A 17,279-nucleotide genomic window follows, 5' to 3' on the forward strand; every position below is an offset into this window, starting at 1 on the left:
GAAAAGTTTACCTCAGTCATCGCTTACGTATAAAATTGCGCCTTTCTGAATCAGATATCGAGAGTAATGTATGGGTCGTGCCTACCAAAACCGTAAAGAATCTATGGCGAAAACAGCCGCCAGCAAAAGCAAAGTTTACAGTAAATATGGCCGCCAGCTGTATGTAATTGCCAAGCAGGGTGGTATTGATCCTGCTGGAAACTTGGCATTACGGAGCATGATTGATGCCGCTAAGCGTGATCAAGTGCCTGCTCACGTTATTGAAAAGGCAATCGATAAAGCCAAAGGCGGTGCCGGTGAAGATTATTCACCAGCGGTCTACGAAGGCTACGGTCCAGGCAACTGCATGGTCATGATTGAAGCGTTGACCGATAACCCGAACCGTACCATCACCGAAGTTCGCAATTGCTTCACCAAAACCAAATGTAAAATTGGCGCTCCTGGAAGCGTTGCGCACATGTTCGATCACTGCGCCATTTTTGTCTTTGCCGGTGACGATGAAGATGCGGTATTAGAAGCATTACTCATGGCCGACGTGGAAGTGACCGACATTGAAAGCGATGAAGGCAAAATCACGGTATTTGCCCCGCATACTGAGTCACATAAAGCTAAGTTAGCATTACTAGAAACCTACCCAGACCTCGAGTTTGAAGTCGATGAAATTCAGTACCTTCCGCAAATGCATACCGACATTAGTGGCGACGATGTTGCCGTAATGGAGAAGTTCTTGGATATGCTAAATGACTGCGATGACGTGCAAAATATATACCACAACGCACAGTGGTAATCTTAACAAGGGAGCTAATTTGTAGCTCCCTTTTTTATTGACCTTTGACCGTATTGCGCCCTGCCTTCTTCGCCTCATACAATGATTTATCAACGCGCCTAAGCACCGTTTCCGGCGTGTCATCAGTTTCAATCAAAGTAACGCCAATACTCACAGTAATCGTTTCATAACTACTCGTTGAGTGTGGAATGGTCAGATTCTGTACAGCGACTCTGAGTTTTTCCGCACGCTTCATTGCAGCATCGAAACTGGTTACCGTGGCAAGCGCGACAATCTCCTCACCGCCGTAGCGATAGACTCGCCCACCCACGATTAGATTCATAAATACTCCAGCGATGCGTTGGAGAGCGATATCGCCCGCTTCATGCCCAGAGGTATCGTTATAGGGCTTAAAGAAGTCGACATCCGCCATGATCACGGCAGTTTTCTGCTCGACACCTTTGCGGCAAATGGTCTGTAGATCCCTGTCCAAAGCGCGCCGGTTCAAGAGCGCAGTGAGTCCATCGACGTGCGCCATCATGGCCAGCTTTTGGTTCGCCTGTTCCAATTCTGCAGTACGCTTTTTCACTTCGCGCTCAAGGAACTCTTGTTCCGCGCTAATATGGCTAGACATGTCCACCACGGTATTCGCTAGCAAGCCAATTTCGTTATTGGTTTTTAATGGCAGTTGAATCTCGCGATTGGCAATACTTTCGTATTTGCCTTGTTTGATGTAGTTGGCGGCCTGCTCAAGCTGTCGAATCGGTTTAGTGATTTGATTCCGTATAAAAATCCACGCAATCAAGACAGTCGTCAGCAGTATAAACGCACCTAGTGCGGCTACCCACAATGACGCCTCAAGAGCTTCGCCCTGCAGCGATTCTTTCGACGTTCGGGTCACATGCCACCATTGAGTACCGGGCACATAGACGGCTACCAAAATATGATCTTCGAGTTCATCCTGATATACCTTGACCGGATTCGCCGCAGTTGGCGCTGCTTGCGCAATAACCTGATAAACGGTCATAAGTTCATCAAGTTCGGTTTCTTCAAGCTCTATCACACCCACATATTCTTTGTTCTTCGTTAACTCCGGCGAACCAGCGACGAGTTGCTTTTGTTGGTTAAAAACAAAATGGTCTGCGGTAGAATTTGCTATGAAAGTTTCAATAACTGCAGTCAAAAAGACATCATGAGAAGGCGTCAGCAAATGTCGCCCTTCGTGGTCTATCGGTCGCTGGAAAGTGATGACCCAATCTAATGCGGTTTCATCAAAATATAAACCCGTCCAATTCGGACGGCGTTCAGGATTGTTTTGTTGTAAGGTCGAGCCTACCACCGAGTAGGCAGTCATATCGAGATCAGCTCGTGCGCTTTGTCCCCAATTGCTTTGCGGCCAATAGTTCAACAACACGTTTTCCGGCATGCTGACATGTGTGTTGGCAAAATTATGCTCCCACGCCGGCCCAAATTCTTGCAGTACCGACAGGGTGATCATAATTCGGCTTTTACGTTCAGCGTCAAGTGGTGCATCAGATCGACCGACAAAACCCGATAAATACTGCCACCACCTATCAACCTCAAAGGTGCCGTCAAAGTAGGGAGTGCGTAAACGCCACACACCTGGTTCACGTTCTTCAAACCAAGTATCGAAGCGTTCAATCAAATGTGGCTGGGTTGCTTGCTGTTGAAAGCGCGTTAAGAATCGATCGGCAAATACTTGAGTGGTTTTCTCCGCCTCAATAAATACCGATGCGCCAGCGCTCACTCGCCGTTCTGCGGAGTCAACAAGCTCAGCTACCTGTTCTGCACTCTCGCGCTGATAAGTATTCCAAAACGCAAAACCCGTGGTCAGCGTAACAAGCAATGCCGACCACAGGGTAATACGTAATAGCAGCTGAGTGCTAAGTGTACGCGCCATACTCACAATTATTCAGATTGCTCAGGCTCTTCGAGTAAGTCGAGAATGAACGCATACTCTTCGGCGACTTCCTTCAAGCGCGAGAAACGGCCTGAACTACCACCGTGACCAGCGCTCATATTGGTCTTGAACATCAACGGATTTGCATCGGTTTTGTTCGCACGCAACCGCGCTACCCACTTGGCAGGCTCAAAATACTGCACTTGTGAGTCATGCAAACCAGTTGTGACCAGTAAAGCTGGATAGTCTTGCTCTGCTACTTGGTCATAAGGAGAGTACGACAGCATGTATTCATAAGACTCTTTGGTGGTGATTGGGTTACCCCATTCGTCCCACTCATTGGTCGTCAATGGAATACTTGGGTCTAACATGGTCGTGACCACGTCCACAAAAGGAACATGGGCTACCAAACCACGGTATTTCTCAGGAGCCATATTGGCCACAGCACCCATCAATAGACCGCCGGCACTGCCGCCCATGCCAAATACTTTATCTGCATGCGCGTATTTCTCATTGACCAAGTGCTCGGTCACATCAATGTAGTCGGTAAAAGTATTCTTCTTATTCATCATTTTACCGTCTTCATACCAAGCACGACCCATCTCTTGACCACCGCGAATATGCGCAATTGCATATACAAAGCCGCGATCGACTAGAGAGAATACGGTAGAGCGGAAGTATGGGTCAGATGACGAACCATATGAGCCATATGCATATTGATATAAAGGTGCGGTACCGTCTTGCTGGAAACCTTTCTTATACAGCAGGGTGACAGGCACTTTGACACCATCACGAGCCGTTGCCCACGTGCGTGCAGTTTCGTACTGCGATGCATCGTAGTTCGGTACTTCTGATGCTTTCAGCGTTTCCCGTTCTTGCGTCGCCATATTGTAGGCATAAACCGTGTTTGGCGTGGTTAGGCTAGTATAGGCATATCGCAAGACATCGGTATCTTGCTCGACGTTGCGCTCGAAACGAGTGACATACGCCGCTTCATCCGATGCAATCACGGTTGAATTATCGAGGTCATTCCAAGGCACAATGCGAATATGACGCAGACCGTTGCTGCGCTCATTCAATGCCAAATAATTTTGGAATACCGTGAAGTCGTTAATGAAAACATCTGGATTATGCGGAATCAGTGGTTGCCAGTTGTTCTTATCACCAATCTGGTCAGCAGCGACTTGCATGATTTGATAGTTTGGAGCATTCCAATCAGTCGAGATGATCCAACGACCGTCAATATGGTCGGCATAGTATTGGAAATCGCGCTCGCGTGGCGCCATCACCACGAAATCACCGTCCGGCTCATTGGCGTCTAGCACGCGCATTTCAGTTGAGACGGTTTGGTTCAAGTTAATGACAACGTACTCATCATCGGTGGTGTTATAGACCGACATGTAAAACGTTCTGTCTTGCTCTTCATACACTAACTCAGCGTTTTCTGCTGGGTCACCGAGCTTGTGCTTGAGAACGCGAGTAGACAGTAACGTTTGCGGGTCATTTTCAATAACGAACAGCGTTTTGTTGTCTTGAGCCCAGGCAATTGAGGCTGACAAGCCATTTAATCGGTCCGGTAAGTCTTCCCCAGTGGTCAGGTCACGAATGCGTAATTCGTATTGGCGTCGACCATTGTTATCCACAACATAGGCGAGCAAATTCTGATTCGGGCTCACCTGCATATTCGACACTGACATATACGGCTGGCCTTCGGCGAGCACATTCACATCCAGTAAAATTTGCTCTTCACCAGTTTCTATATGCGTTCGCGTATGAATTGGATATTCTTTTCCTTCTTCATAGCGGGTGGAGTAGCGATAGTCGCCTTTGGTATAAGGCACTGACGCATCGTCTTGCTTAATGCGACCGATAATTTCCTGTTCGAGTTCACCAGTTAACGCGCTGTAATCTTCACGATAAGCATCGTAATACGCATTTTCTTCCTCCAGATAAGCCAGCACTTCGGGTGCTTTACGCTCATCGTCACGCAACCAATAATATTCATCTTGGCGGCTACCAAATTCGGCCTCAACAACGTATGGGATCTGTTTCGCAACGGGAGCTTTTGATTCGACCGATTCTGTTGTTTTCTGCTCGGGCTGCGGCGAACAAGCGCTGACGGTGAGCAATAAGCCACCCAGTAGCGCATGTAAATAGAGTTTCCGGGATACCATGGGTTTCATCATTATTATTCTCTTGTTGAACTGTGGGACGAACGGACCAAAGGTTTACTGTTCATACACTAACTTACACTAAGATAGGTGATTGTCCTTTGAAAAATCAATCCATTGCGGTGGGCTGTTCGATGCTGTCGAGTAACAACACAATTGCCAACTTTCATAGCGATGCCAATACAGGTGAGGCTCTAATCCAGCCAACGGTGATGCTAACGTTGGCATTAGCGCGCCGCGCTTTGCTTTAGTCACTGCTTCGGCAGCTGTCCAGCGCTCAAAGAATTGCTCTAAAGAACTCACTCCCTGCATATACCCATCTGCGAACCGCTGCTGCAAGCGCACTCGTTGGCGGCGTTCGAGAATACGCTCGCAATCAATACCCAACTCACCCGTACGAGCAATCGCAACCGCGCAACAGTCGTCGGTATGGCTCACCGATACACTCCATTGCTTTTTGCCAACCCAAAGTTCGACAGCACCATGCTGATCTCGACTAAAACTCACTTGTTGTGCGGGCAACGACCAATATTTTTCGAGACACCAACGCACCAAAGCTCGCGTTACTTGAGATTGCGGACGCAGTAGTTGCGGTTGGTTATCGCTGTCGTAACAGTAGGGTCTTAGGTATTCATCAACCTCTGTTAGATTTGCGTATACGCAGACAACCTGTGGTTGCAACCGAGCTACTCCATCTTTTTCAAATAAAGGGTCAGTGAATCTTCCTGACCTTCTACTTGCTGCATAATAGTGACAAACCGCTGGTCGTCCCAACTCGCTTGGAACACCGCACGACTGAGCTCTCGGGTAAACACAGATGGGTCTTCAATGTCATCAACAAAGGTGAGTCGGCAGGTGTCTGTTTTGCACTCCACATTACCAACTGAATATTTCCGTAACCCTTCATCGGTAATCATCAAATCGATTAAACGTTGCTCATGCTCTGCAGACCAAACAGGATCTACCTCTTCTTCATCAAACTGGGTATGAACATCACGCGCATCCATCAACGGTCGCGCACCCTCAGGAAATCCACTTGGCGCCGACATCACGGTTGATGAGTTACTGGTACCACGGTTTACTGCTTCTTCCGTCTGCTCGCTGTCTTCTCGTGCCATCATTTTACTTTCTAGTTCACGACGGAGATTACTGATCTCGATTTCAAGTTGTGCGATATATTCAGCTACTTCTGGCGCCACTCGTTCCATTGAAACTTGCTCTGCAACCTCAGCCATTGCCGCCTGTGGCTCGGGCTCACCGAGAATATTTGAATTAGATTGAGACCACGCGAAAACCGCTAATATAGCAATTACCGCTAAGTACAAAATGTGACTTACAGGCTTCATGGACGACTTCCCGATTCGATTAACTTATTGTAATAAATGTAAAGAATATAAGCCAAAACAGCAAGCAAAGCCTGTTTAAATCGGTCAACAATAGCTTTACACGTTTACTAGCTTGGATGTATAGTTCAGGGTCAATATAAGTACAAATAAAGATTGTTTTCTGTTCGCTTGCTGTTCGCTTTGATAGCGATACCGCGGACGGAGCTAGCCGCGGAGAAAGCATGTCAGGAGTCATTCACTCACCTACTAAATCTCGTTGTAGTCGAGTTCATGCTCTCGTGGCTGGATTTTCCTTCGTTTTGCTTTTGGCCCTCAGCACGCCTGCCCCAGCACTTGCACAAATTGCACCGCCAGTTGATGAACGTATTGAGCAAGAGCTTGATGGGCTGCTCAGCGAGACCAACTCGGCTGCTCTTAAGCCTGAGTATCTTAAACTTCTCTCTCAAGTTGACGAGTCCACGCCACTCGCAACACGGGTTCGCTTGTATGCCTATTTAGCATTTGAAGAGGCATATGCCGAGGATTACCAGCGGGCTTGGAATTACATTGAGATGGCTGAAGCTCTTACCAATGAAACCACGTTAGCTGATATCACGACAGAAATTATTGCCAGTCGTATCGAGATTCATTTGCTCGCAGGCGAGCGGAACAAAGCGTTTGCCCTATTGAATGATATTGATTTAGTGCTCGTTAATGCCGTAACGCCACGGATTCGCTACTACGCCAATAATCTTTTAGCTCGCATTTATGCTGACCGAAACCAGTATCAGCGGGCGCTTGAATACTACATAGCTGCCAATGAAGCAGTGGGCGAAACCAATAACGACCGCACGCCAATTCGACGTTTGTATCTCAAGCAAAGCATCGCAACCATGTATACGGAATTGAAGAAATACGATGCTGCATTGGAGGTCATTTCAGAGGGTTTAGCAGAGACCACAGAGCAGAATCTCGACCATATGTATTATGGCAACTTCATGCTGCTCAAAGGTTTTGTCGAAACCTCTCTGAAACGCTATGAGACGGCACTGACCACTTATACTAATCTTGAACAATATGCGACGCGCACTGATTCCAACGAGTTGTTAGTCATTGTTTTAAACAATATTGGCGACATCGACATCCGCACTGAAGATTATGATGATGCTCGCGATGTTCTAATGCGAGCAAACCGTATTGCTGAAGAATTGGGCGACCAATATACATTACAGTTACTTCAATTTAATCTCGGCATGGTTGATGTCAAACAGGGACGCTTTGAAGAAGGCTTCCCGAAAATGACCGAAGCTATGGACTACTTCCGTGAAAATGCAATTCGTATAGAGGTTGCTGAGACTTTAGGTGAGTTGGCAGACGCATATGGCACCGCCGGTTTATATCAGCAACAAGCGGAGGCTTTATTAGAGCAGCGTGAGCTCCGTGAGATTATTTATGACACGGAACAGCAGCGGCATATTGCTGATATGCAGAACCTTTACGACACCAAAGATAAAGAACAACAAATTAAACTACTCAAACAACAGAATGAGCTGCGTGAGCAATTGCTCGAAAATGAGAAGCAACGACAGCTGATTCTGGGCTTGTTTGTATTGGTGGCCGCATTCGCAATCGTGATTGTGTTTATGCTGTATCGATCTGCGCGCCGCGCTAACCTCAAACTTGCTGAAGCAAATACACAGCTCGCAGACCAATCCATCCGTGACCCACTAACAGGTTTATTGAATCGTCGTGCGCTGCAGCAAGAGCTACAGCAGAAGCAACGGCGTAGTAAAGACAATGCGACCGAAGATGCGATGATCTTACTCGACGTCGATCACTTTAAACGAATCAACGACCATTATGGCCATGCTGCAGGTGATGTGGTGTTGGTAGAGGTGGCGAACCGACTGCGTGAAATATCACGAGATACCGACAAGATTATTCGCTGGGGTGGTGAGGAGTTTTTGATCTACCTGACCGAAGCTGAGCACGATGCCTTACCGCGTTTAACGAAACGTGTTCTCGATGCTATCGGTGCAAAACCTATCGATTGCGAGGGCACGCCACTGCGCGTTACCGCAACCGCGGGCTTTATTAGTTTTCCATTTGCTGACTTGAATAATAATGAAATGGATTGGGAACAGACTCTCCAGTTAGCTGACTTGGCCTTGTATGCAGGCAAAGTGCATGGCCGTAATCAGGCTTGGGGGGTCATGGAGTTAAACATTCCGTTTGAAGAAGCCAAGCCAACGCTAGAGCGTGACCTGCCTGGCGCCATTGCGCGCAACATTATCTCGGTTACCACAATAGAAGGCCCTGAAGCTCCAGCGAGCTAACAGGGCCAGCCGATATCTTTACTGAATGTTGAAATCCAGTTGTACGGTTTGACCGATTGCTGCAACCGGTTGACCGTTTTCAAATTTCGGTGCGTAGCGCCAGTTCTCAACAGCTTCAATTGAGCTTCTAACAAACTCTGGCGGAGTATCTTCCGAATGAATAGGTTGCGCATTTGTCACAAATCCGGACTCATCAATGTCGAACTGCACGGTCACACTGCCTGATAACTTCTTCGTTGCATAACTAATTGGATAAACTGGGTTTACACGGAACAAAGGTTCAGGCCCACTATCCTCAGACCATGGTTGCGCGGCGCCAATCGCAACACAATGTGCTGTAGCTTGGTCACTCTCCCCATTTCGCTCATAGAGCTCTACCAGTGCAGCGTGAGATAACAGTTCCAGTCTTCTTCCGGCTGGATCCTCAACGTTGGCATCTGCAATAATGGACTCATACAATTCGATAGCTGAGTTACGACGATTTTTTGAGAAGTGGTTGTGTGCTAAATACAGCTGCAGCGTTAGCACATTGAGATCACTGGCGGGTAAATCCTTGTCAAATTGCTCGAGAGCTGGCTCAAGAATAGGTGCTAAACGAATATCTTCGCGATACCAATATTTAGCTCCATCGACTAAAGTCGCTGCATAAAGCTGCGGATTGGTCGCTTGCAAAGGCGCTATCAATGCCAAATACCCTTCACGCAATTGCTGCTTTCGATAATCTGAATAAGGTATCGACATGGTTGCGTCATAGGCATCTAGCCAACGCGCGTCGGTCTTGCTCAACTCCGCTTCATAGACGCTTAAAATAAGGTCGCCCATGGACTTCAATATCTCGTCATCCTTTCCGGCTGAATATGATGACTTTAAAAAGTTAATAGCCAAGTTGGCAGAATTTATTGAATCATCGCCAAAGTAATTTCGACCCGTTTGGTAGGCTTCGAAAGCAGCTTCCGATAATTCACTACGGGGTGTTTCCTGCACTTCTAACATGGCTTGGTAATCAGCGTAGGCTTGCTCAAATGCTTGCTTTGCATCTTGGGCCCAGACTCCAGAACTCAACAACAAACCGACACTGAGTGCCATTGACCCAGCTAATATCTTTCCTTTCATAACGAGGTTTTCGCTTATTTTTCTCAAATGTGATACATGAACTTAACATCTTAACGAGTCGGTTAGCAATAAAAAAGCCGCGCTTTTTAGGGCGCGGCTCTCATTTAAAACGAGCTAGTTTTACTGTTTCGGTAGCTCTTTAAAGCCCATGTTCCAGAGCGTAAAGCCATAGATGTCAGCATACTGCTCAATGGTCTTCGATACTGGCGTACCCGCACCGTGACCGGCATTGGTCTCAATACGAATCAGTTGTGGATTCTTGCCGCCATCCTTCGCTTGCAGCTCGGCTGCAAACTTAAAGGAATGTGCAGGAACTACACGGTCATCATGATCGCCTGTGGTGATTAACGTGGCAGGATAGTTCACGCCTTCCTTAACGTTATGCACAGGTGAGTAGCCTAGCAGATACTCGAACATCTCTGGGCTGTCCTCAGCGGTACCGTAGTCATACGCCCAACCTGCACCGGCAGTGAAGGTGTGGTAACGCAACATATCGAGTACACCAACCGCTGGTAACGCCACTTGAGCTAGCTCAGGACGCTGTGTCATGACTGCACCGACCAATAAACCGCCGTTAGAGCCACCATTAATAGCCAAACGCTCACTAGAGGTATACTTTTCCGCAATCAAATATTCACCTGCTGCGATAAAGTCATCAAATACATTCTGTTTCTGCATTTGCGTACCAGCAATGTGCCACTCTTTACCGTACTCGCCGCCGCCACGTAAGTTGGCAACTGCGTAGACACCACCCAGCTCAAGCCACATGGCTCGAATCATGCTGAACGAAGGCGTCAGGCTGATGTTGAAGCCACCATAACCATACAAAATAGTTGGGTTGGAGCCATCGAGCTCGAGACCTTTCTTATGCGTGATAATCATCGGTACTCGTGTGCCATCTTTCGACATATAGAACACTTGCTTCGACTCGTATGCTGAGCTATCAAAATCTGCTTTTGACGCTTCGTATACAGACGACTCACCGCTGTCTGGATCGTACGCATAAATTGTACTTGGTGTGTTGTAGTTGGCGAAGGTGTAGTAAATAGTTTCAGCTTCTTCTTTACCACTAAAGCCGCCGATGCTGCCTACACCCGGCAATTCAACATCGCGAATCTTGTCACCGTCGTAGTTGTACTGCTCAATACGAGCAATCGCATCAACCATATACTCGGCATAGATGTACCCGGCACCAGTTGACGGACTCAGCACATTCTCGGTCTCCGCAATAAAGTCGACCCAGTTTTCCGGTTGCGGAGCGCTTGCATCAACGGTCACAACACGACGATTTGGTGCGTCGAGGTCGGTCACCATGTACAGCTTGGAACCCACGTTATCCAGTACATAAGTATCTGAATTCGTGTCACCTAACACAGTCACCAATTCACTGTCTGGCTCACTCAAATCTTTCATGAACAACTTGTTGCCCGACGTCGATACTGCTGCCGAGATGAACAGGTACTGGTCATCCTCACTCACAGAACCACCAACATAGCGATGCTTCTGCTCGTCGGTACCGCCAAAGATAACCGCATCGTCAGCTTGCGCAGTGCCGAGCTTATGATAGTAGAGTTTGTGCTGGTCAGTTTTCGCTGAAAGCTCACTACCCTCAGGCTTGTCATAGCTTGAATAAAAGAAGCCATCATTGCCCCACCATGAAATACCACTGAATTTCACATCAATGAGTTCTGGCTCGAGTTGTTCTTTGGTCTCAGCGTCAATGATGATGATTTTACGCCAATCACTACCACCTTCTGAGATGGCGTAGGCTGCCAATGACCCATCGCGAGAGAAGCTCAACGTGGCCAATGACGTAGTACCGTCTTCACTGAAGGTGTTCGGGTCAAGGAACACCTCGGTGTTGCCGTCGGCATCGGTCCGATACACAACCGATTGGTTTTGTAAGCCATCATTTTTATAGAAGTAGGTGTAATCACCTTCTTTGAATGGCGCACTTACCTTCTCATAGTTCCACAGCTCGCTCAGGCGGTCTTCAATAGCCTGGCGATAAGGTATCTGCTCAAAGTAACCAAACGTCACTTCGTTTTGTGCTTTTACCCAAGCTTCAGTTTCAGTACTGCGGTCGTCCTCTAACCACCGATAGGGGTCTGGTACTTGCGTACCGAAGTAGGTATCCACAACATCACCTTGATAGGTGGTTGGGTACGTGATGGCGTGGCCGTCTGACTGCTTCACAGTGGCTTCGTCCTCTGGTTGTGGTGAGCACGCGGCCAATACGGCCACGGCGAGAACACCGATTACTCTCTTCATAATATTCCCTCTGGTTTGGTCAAGTGACCGGTGAACAGTAAACAGTGAACACAAAGTCCACCCTGCCCCTAGTCACTATTTTTTATTGTTGTATTCACTGTTCACTATTTACTGTTCACTAGCTCTCAGCTCAGTGCTGGGTGCGTGTTGGCGAACCACGCATGCCCATCTATTGCGGCTAAAAACTGTTGCAGCCGCGGATACTGCTGAATATCGATACGCTTTCGAAATACTGCCCAACTCAAATAACACGCAAGTCGTAATTGACCATCCGTGTAGGGACCTGAATCAGGCAAGTCATAACTCTCAAGCTCAGCCAGCACCGTCTCGACACGGCTCTCTTGACGCTTTAAGTAGCTGCTTTGCTCACCAGTGAGGTCGTCGAGTTCGAGCAAAAATAAATTTACGGTCGTATCTAACGCCGTATTCACTAAGCAAAACAAATCAAAGTCTAAGCTGTCGGCACAAAAAGGTTGTTCCGCTCGTTCCCGAAGATATCGCAAGATGGCAGCAGAATCGTGTAGTTTCACGTCGTCATGCTGAAAAAATGGGACACGCTGCGTGGGTGACCCTGTTGCTGCGCCTGCTCGGTCGGTCGGAATAAATTCAAACTCCTGCTGATTTAGCGCCAGCACAATGCGACAATGACGAACGAACGGTGATGTATAACTTCCGTAAAGCTTCATACCTACTCCCAAAACACGTTAAGCTAAGGCATTTGTTGCCAAAGAGATTAGCACAATGAAAAACGCCATACAGTACTTACTAAAGGGTCTTGCGATCTTATTGCCGATTGTCGTAACAATTGCGGTGGTTCACTGGCTGCTCGTTACCATCGAGACTTGGTTGCGACCACTCTGGGTGGCAATTTTGGGAGATCAATTTTACTTTCCTGGTCTCGCCTTTGTCAGCTTTCTTGTTATAGCTGCAATCATTGGTTTTAGTGCTCGTTGGACTTTTATCAATCAGTTCTGGATGTTGCCCGGCAAAATTATGGAACAAATGCCATTGCTGCGCAGTTTATACGGCACTATCACGGATATTTTTGATTTGATGGGTGGCGAGCACTTTGCGGAAGAATCCGTTGTGCTCGTGACGTTACCGGGCAGCGAACTGCGCTTGTTGGGTATAGTAACGAAAAAATCTGGCGACAAAGATGATCGACTTTCTAGTTTACTGAAAGAAGAAGAGATTGCCGTATTTCTGCCAATGGCATATAACGTCGGCGGTTACATGATTATGGTTCCGACCAGTTCTGTTGAACCTGTCGATATGTCACCAGCCGACGCAATGCAGCTAACAATCAGTGCAGGTATCGGAAAAAGTCGAAACTTCCCCAATTCAGACAAAAAAGAGAAGTAGTTATGTCTTATTTGCCTTGCGTAGAAATTGAACCGTCTAGTGGCGCTGCAAATCGCAGCGTGATTTGGCTGCATGGACTCGGAGCCGACGGCAATGATTTTGCGCCACTAGTGCCACATCTTCAGTTGCCCAGCCATGCTCATGTGCGATTTGTCTTTCCTCACGCACCGCAGCTACCAGTCACCATAAACGGTGGTATGCGCATGCCCGCATGGTACGACATCCTGGAAATGTCGATTGATCGACGCGTAGACGAGACACAGTTACGCCAGTCAGCTGCTGAAGTTATCAAATTGATCGAGCGTGAAATTGAGCGTGGTATTAAACCAGAACATATATTGCTGGCTGGTTTCTCTCAGGGTGGCGCGGTTGCCTATGAAGCTGCTTTGACTTATCCACAAAAGCTCTGCGGCTTACTGGCATTATCAACCTATCTGGCGACTCTGGCGTCAATTGAGACTTCTCCAGCGAACGCCGATCTGCCGATACTGATTCAGCATGGTTCGCAAGATCCAGTGGTGCCGGAATCCTTAGGCCAGCAAGCGCGGGACTGGTTGCAACAACGTGGTTATTCGGTGACTTATCAGACCTTTGCCATGCAGCACCAAGTTTGTGGCGAACAAGTTTTAGCCATCAACGCTTGGTTAGCTCAGCACCTGTAGTTTCTCTGCCCACAAACCGACCCAGTGTAAGGCTGTGTCACGATTCGCTGTGCGAATATTGACATGGCCCACTTTACGCCCCGGTCGCGGATCTTTGTTGTACCAATGACATTGCGTATCGGCATGATGCCAAAGGCCCGCCGGAATTCGTTCGGCACCGATGACGTTGATCATCAACGTGGGTTCAACACGTAGCTGTGGCAATGGCATACCGGTTAAAGCACGAATGTGGAGATCAAACTGACTGCAGTTGGCGCCAGTCATGGTCCAATGGCCCGAGTTGTGCACTCGTGGAGCAATTTCATTGACTAATAATTCGGCCTCATCACCCTCACCGACCACAAAAAACTCGATGGCAAGAACACCGACATAATTGAGTGCGTTAGTAATGCTTCGGAAAGCCTCTTCCGCGCGACTTTGCCAACTCGCGGGGACCACATCAATAGCACCTAAGCTATAGCTTAAAATGCCACGGTCATGAACGTTGGTAATGAGGGGGAAGCAGCACAAACTACCGTCTTTAGCTCGAGCACCGACCAGCGATACCTCCTTACTAAACGGAATCATGGCTTCCACGATGCCCGGTTGTTGTCCTGCTTCTTGTGCAACACTTGCAGGATTGTCGGTCAATTTGAAACGCCACTGACCTTTGCCATCATAGCCTCCTCGCGCCGCCTTAATTACTTGTGGCTGATCGGCGTCCGCTAGGTACTTCTCGAGTTCATCGGCGGTATTAAAACTGCGCCATGGTGACGTTGCGACGCGGCAATCATCAAATAACTTTTTCTCGGTGCGACGGTCGGTTAGCGCTTTGATGCGCGCCGGATCCATCAGGAACTTATCGTTCGCGGCAGCAATCACATCAGCGGGGATATCTTCATGTTCCCAACTTACCACGTCAGCCCAGTCAATTGCTTCCGCTAAAGTTCGACTGAGTTCAATTTGGGCACTCAATGGCTTCACTTTCTCGCTGCGTGTGCTGTACAGCAGGCACTCGTGCCCATGACTAATAGCGCTGCCACCTAACATCTGGCCGAGTTGGCCGTCACCGATAAAGAGTATTTTCATGCTTCTGGAAGTTCGAGATCTGGGCCATTCATGACTTTGTCGCGCTGAGCTTGGCGGAACGCTTGCACGCGCTCACGCACTCCAGCATCTTGATTGGCGACAATTTGAGCCGCCAACAAACCTGCGTTGGCTGCACCAGCAGATCCAATAGCTAGCGTTCCTACGGCAACACCCTTCGGCATTTGCACAATAGAGAGCAGGCTATCTAGTCCTTTCAGTTGTTTGCTAGGAACCGGCACACCCAACACAGGAATAGCGGTAAAAGCCGCGAGCATACCAGGTAAATGCGCAGCACCACCGGCACCGGCAATCACGACTGGAACGCCGTCTGCTTCCGCTTGAGTCATGGTGGTTTGTAGTAAATCAGGAGTGCGATGCGCAGAGACAACTTGCGCGCGCCACTCTACACCCAGGTCTTTTAGCATTTGGGCGGCGTGTTGCATTACGGGCCAGTCGGATTGCGAGCCCATCAAAATCAGTACGGGGGCCATCATCTGCTCCTTTTTGAAAGGTGCGAATTGTAAACAGGTGCAGGAAAAGGTGCAAATTTATCGCACAACTTTCATCCGATTACGACCACCGCTTTTCGCCTTATCCATGGCAGAATCGGCTTGCTCAAGCCATTGTCCCCAGCTTTGTCCAGCTTGCCACTGCGCTACACCTGCACTGGCAGTAATAGTCATCATCAGGGACTTAATGGCAAACGGTTCGTTGCGCATGACATCCAACATGTTGCTGGTTAATTCTGCTGCGAGCTTTAATGGTGTGTTGGGGAAAATGACCATCAAGGCCGCACCATTGCTGCGGACTAATATATCTTGCGGTCGCGCAATACGCTTGACGCGCTGAGCGGTTTCTTGCAGCACTTGGTCACCGACCATATAGCCGTATTTGTCATTCACACTTTTGAACGAATCTAAGTCCAAAATAACTAAACTCAGCGGTTGCTTTTGTTTTTGTGCAACCGCTATTTGTTGCTGCAAAATATCCGTCACTTGATCGCGTTTGTAGAAACCTGTCAAAGCATCGGTTGCTGAAATCCGCGACAAGTTCTTCTGCATTCGTGCCATAAGCACAAGGAATGTCGCACCAACGCCAATCAATACCAACATGGATATAGCAATACGCCACGCATATTCAAACGGCAGAAACTTGTAGGTAACAAAAGCGAAGGCGGCATAAATCAGCATGATCACAAGCACAAATATTGCTTTGTCGAACATGAAAAAGACCATAGCCAACACTGGGTACATCCAATACACACCCAAAATGCCACTCGATTTCATGGAAATACTGACTAAGGTGCCAAGCGCACAAATGAACAGAAAGTTAATCCACTGTGGTGCCAATTCATGCCGGTAGACCACGCCAACTAATAAGAAGGCTGCACCAACCAAAGCAAGTGCGCCACTGTTCAACCAAGCACTTTGCAGAATAGAAAAGACCGAAAAAGCGATTAAGACTAAGCCAACACCGATATAGATGATCCGCATCGCCAGCAATCGAAAGTGCTGCCAAAGGTTTAATTGCGCTGCCGATTGCGGCAGATTCGAGGCGTTGGCCCAATCCATAACGTGTCTCCGTCAGAAACAGAATGATTACACTTTAACCTGAATAATGTGCAAAAGCATAGCTCGCTTTATGCAAGATTATGCGTTGCGTCGCAGTATTGAGCTTTGCTACTGTTTCCATCATCAAATTTATTCAAAGTAGGCTTGACCATGCTCCTTCAGCTCGATCAAAGTGCCGTTGTTATTATAGACGTTCAAGAGAAACTCGCTCCGGTAATTCATCAGCGCGACCAAATTATTGCCCGTATTCGTTGGCTTGGTGAAATTGCCAATGAATTGAGTGTTCCGATTGTTGTTTCTGAGCAATATCCCAAAGGCTTGGGCATTAGCGTAGATGACTTGGCAAAAGTTATCGAGAATGCGCGGGTGGTCGAGAAAATGCATTTTAGTGCCTGGCAGGAACCTCATTTTGTGGAAGCCATCAACGACATTGAGCGCAAACAAATCTTGTTAGTAGGTATGGAAGCGCACGTCTGCGTATTGCAAACAGCTATGGATATGACCGAGCAAGGATTTGACGTTTTTGTGGTTGAAGATGCGGTAGGCTCGCGGCGTGACAGTGATAAGCAAACAGCGCTGCGGCGTTTACAGCAAGCCGGCGTGACTGTGATCACATCGGAAATGGCTGCTTATGAATGGTTGCACCGATCAGGTACGGATACGTTCCGGCATATCACGAAGAATTGGATTCGTGGCTAAGTTGTCATCAACCG

Annotated in this window: 15 protein-coding genes; 5 read left to right on the forward strand and 10 right to left on the reverse strand. The window is 48.0% G+C overall.

Translation table 11 applies throughout. From position 1 onward, the window contains the following. The first annotated feature begins 70 nt into the window (after positions 1-70). Complete coding sequence (locus ACN0S4_RS08710) at positions 71-787, forward strand: YebC/PmpR family DNA-binding transcriptional regulator (protein ID WP_417657300.1); 717 nt, start codon at positions 71-73, stop codon at positions 785-787. Positions 788-821: 34 nt separating this feature from the next. Here the strand turns inward: ACN0S4_RS08710 and ACN0S4_RS08715 are convergent, their stop codons facing one another. The 4 genes from ACN0S4_RS08715 to ACN0S4_RS08730 all read right to left on the reverse strand — a co-directional run bounded on the left by ACN0S4_RS08715 (position 822) and on the right by ACN0S4_RS08730 (position 6,204). Continuing rightward, positions 822-2,687: a diguanylate cyclase gene (locus tag ACN0S4_RS08715; RefSeq protein ID WP_417657301.1), complete on the reverse strand. Its 1,866-nt coding sequence runs from the start codon at positions 2,685-2,687 to the stop codon at positions 822-824. A gap of 8 nt (positions 2,688-2,695) precedes the next feature. Continuing rightward, on the reverse strand, positions 2,696-4,873 hold the full coding sequence (locus ACN0S4_RS08720) for a S9 family peptidase (RefSeq protein ID WP_417657302.1): 2,178 nt from the start codon (positions 4,871-4,873) through the stop codon (positions 2,696-2,698). 66 nt (positions 4,874-4,939) lie between these two features. Further along, positions 4,940-5,539 carry a 4'-phosphopantetheinyl transferase family protein gene (locus tag ACN0S4_RS08725; RefSeq protein ID WP_417657303.1) on the reverse strand — a complete coding sequence of 200 codons (600 nt, stop codon included), beginning with the start codon at positions 5,537-5,539 and terminating at the stop codon, positions 4,940-4,942. 5 nt (positions 5,540-5,544) lie between these two features. Then, positions 5,545-6,204 (reverse strand): hypothetical protein, encoded by a 660-nt coding sequence (locus ACN0S4_RS08730; RefSeq protein WP_417657304.1) that lies wholly within the window; start codon positions 6,202-6,204, stop codon positions 5,545-5,547. A gap of 221 nt (positions 6,205-6,425) precedes the next feature. Here ACN0S4_RS08730 and ACN0S4_RS08735 point away from each other — a divergent pair, with 221 nt between their 5' ends. Continuing rightward, entirely contained in the window at positions 6,426-8,519 is a 2,094-nt protein-coding gene (locus ACN0S4_RS08735; RefSeq protein WP_417657305.1) for a diguanylate cyclase domain-containing protein, read from the forward strand. A gap of 18 nt (positions 8,520-8,537) precedes the next feature. Here the strand turns inward: ACN0S4_RS08735 and ACN0S4_RS08740 are convergent, their stop codons facing one another. From ACN0S4_RS08740 to ACN0S4_RS08750, 3 genes are all read right to left on the reverse strand, one after another. Further along, positions 8,538-9,632: an energy transducer TonB gene (locus ACN0S4_RS08740; RefSeq protein WP_417657306.1), complete on the reverse strand. Its 1,095-nt coding sequence runs from the start codon at positions 9,630-9,632 to the stop codon at positions 8,538-8,540. Positions 9,633-9,752: 120 nt separating this feature from the next. Then, positions 9,753-11,903, reverse strand: a complete 2,151-nt coding sequence (locus ACN0S4_RS08745) for a prolyl oligopeptidase family serine peptidase (protein ID WP_417657307.1) — start codon at positions 11,901-11,903, stop codon at positions 9,753-9,755. 125 nt (positions 11,904-12,028) lie between these two features. After that, a complete protein-coding gene (locus tag ACN0S4_RS08750; protein WP_417657308.1) occupies positions 12,029-12,589 on the reverse strand; it encodes a glutathione S-transferase family protein in 561 nt (186 codons plus the stop codon). A 55-nt stretch (positions 12,590-12,644) separates the two neighbouring features. Here ACN0S4_RS08750 and ACN0S4_RS08755 point away from each other — a divergent pair, with 55 nt between their 5' ends. Together ACN0S4_RS08755 and ACN0S4_RS08760 are read left to right on the forward strand one after the other, a co-directional pair. Then, the gene (locus tag ACN0S4_RS08755; protein WP_417657309.1) at positions 12,645-13,265 is read left to right on the forward strand and encodes a DUF502 domain-containing protein; all 621 of its coding nucleotides are present in this window, start codon (positions 12,645-12,647) and stop codon (positions 13,263-13,265) included. Between the two features lie 2 nt (positions 13,266-13,267). Further along, positions 13,268-13,927 carry an alpha/beta hydrolase gene (locus ACN0S4_RS08760; RefSeq protein ID WP_417657310.1) on the forward strand — a complete coding sequence of 220 codons (660 nt, stop codon included), beginning with the start codon at positions 13,268-13,270 and terminating at the stop codon, positions 13,925-13,927. Here ACN0S4_RS08760 and ACN0S4_RS08765 read toward each other — a convergent pair. From ACN0S4_RS08765 to ACN0S4_RS08775, 3 genes are read right to left on the reverse strand one after another with little or no spacing between them, the layout of a single operon-like run. Next, positions 13,910-14,995, reverse strand: coding sequence for an ATP-grasp domain-containing protein (locus ACN0S4_RS08765; protein ID WP_417657311.1), 1,086 nt, complete (start codon positions 14,993-14,995; stop codon positions 13,910-13,912). The two genes, ACN0S4_RS08760 and ACN0S4_RS08765, sit on opposite strands and share 18 nt — an antisense overlap. Further along, positions 14,992-15,486: a 5-(carboxyamino)imidazole ribonucleotide mutase gene (gene purE, locus ACN0S4_RS08770; RefSeq protein ID WP_169931071.1), complete on the reverse strand. Its 495-nt coding sequence runs from the start codon at positions 15,484-15,486 to the stop codon at positions 14,992-14,994. Before purE ends, ACN0S4_RS08765 begins: the two co-directional genes overlap by 4 nt. A 57-nt stretch (positions 15,487-15,543) precedes the next feature. Further along, positions 15,544-16,566, reverse strand: coding sequence for a GGDEF domain-containing protein (locus ACN0S4_RS08775; protein WP_417657312.1), 1,023 nt, complete (start codon positions 16,564-16,566; stop codon positions 15,544-15,546). 150 nt (positions 16,567-16,716) lie between these two features. On the opposite strand from ACN0S4_RS08775, the gene ACN0S4_RS08780 reads away from it, so the two are divergent. Then, the gene (locus ACN0S4_RS08780; RefSeq protein WP_417657313.1) at positions 16,717-17,265 is read left to right on the forward strand and encodes a hydrolase; all 549 of its coding nucleotides are present in this window, start codon (positions 16,717-16,719) and stop codon (positions 17,263-17,265) included. The last annotated feature ends 14 nt before the right edge of the window (positions 17,266-17,279 follow it).

Origin of the sequence: Pseudidiomarina aestuarii, from assembly GCF_048263735.1 — a bacterium.
GTDB classification, from domain to species: domain Bacteria; phylum Pseudomonadota; class Gammaproteobacteria; order Enterobacterales; family Alteromonadaceae; genus Pseudidiomarina; species Pseudidiomarina aestuarii_B.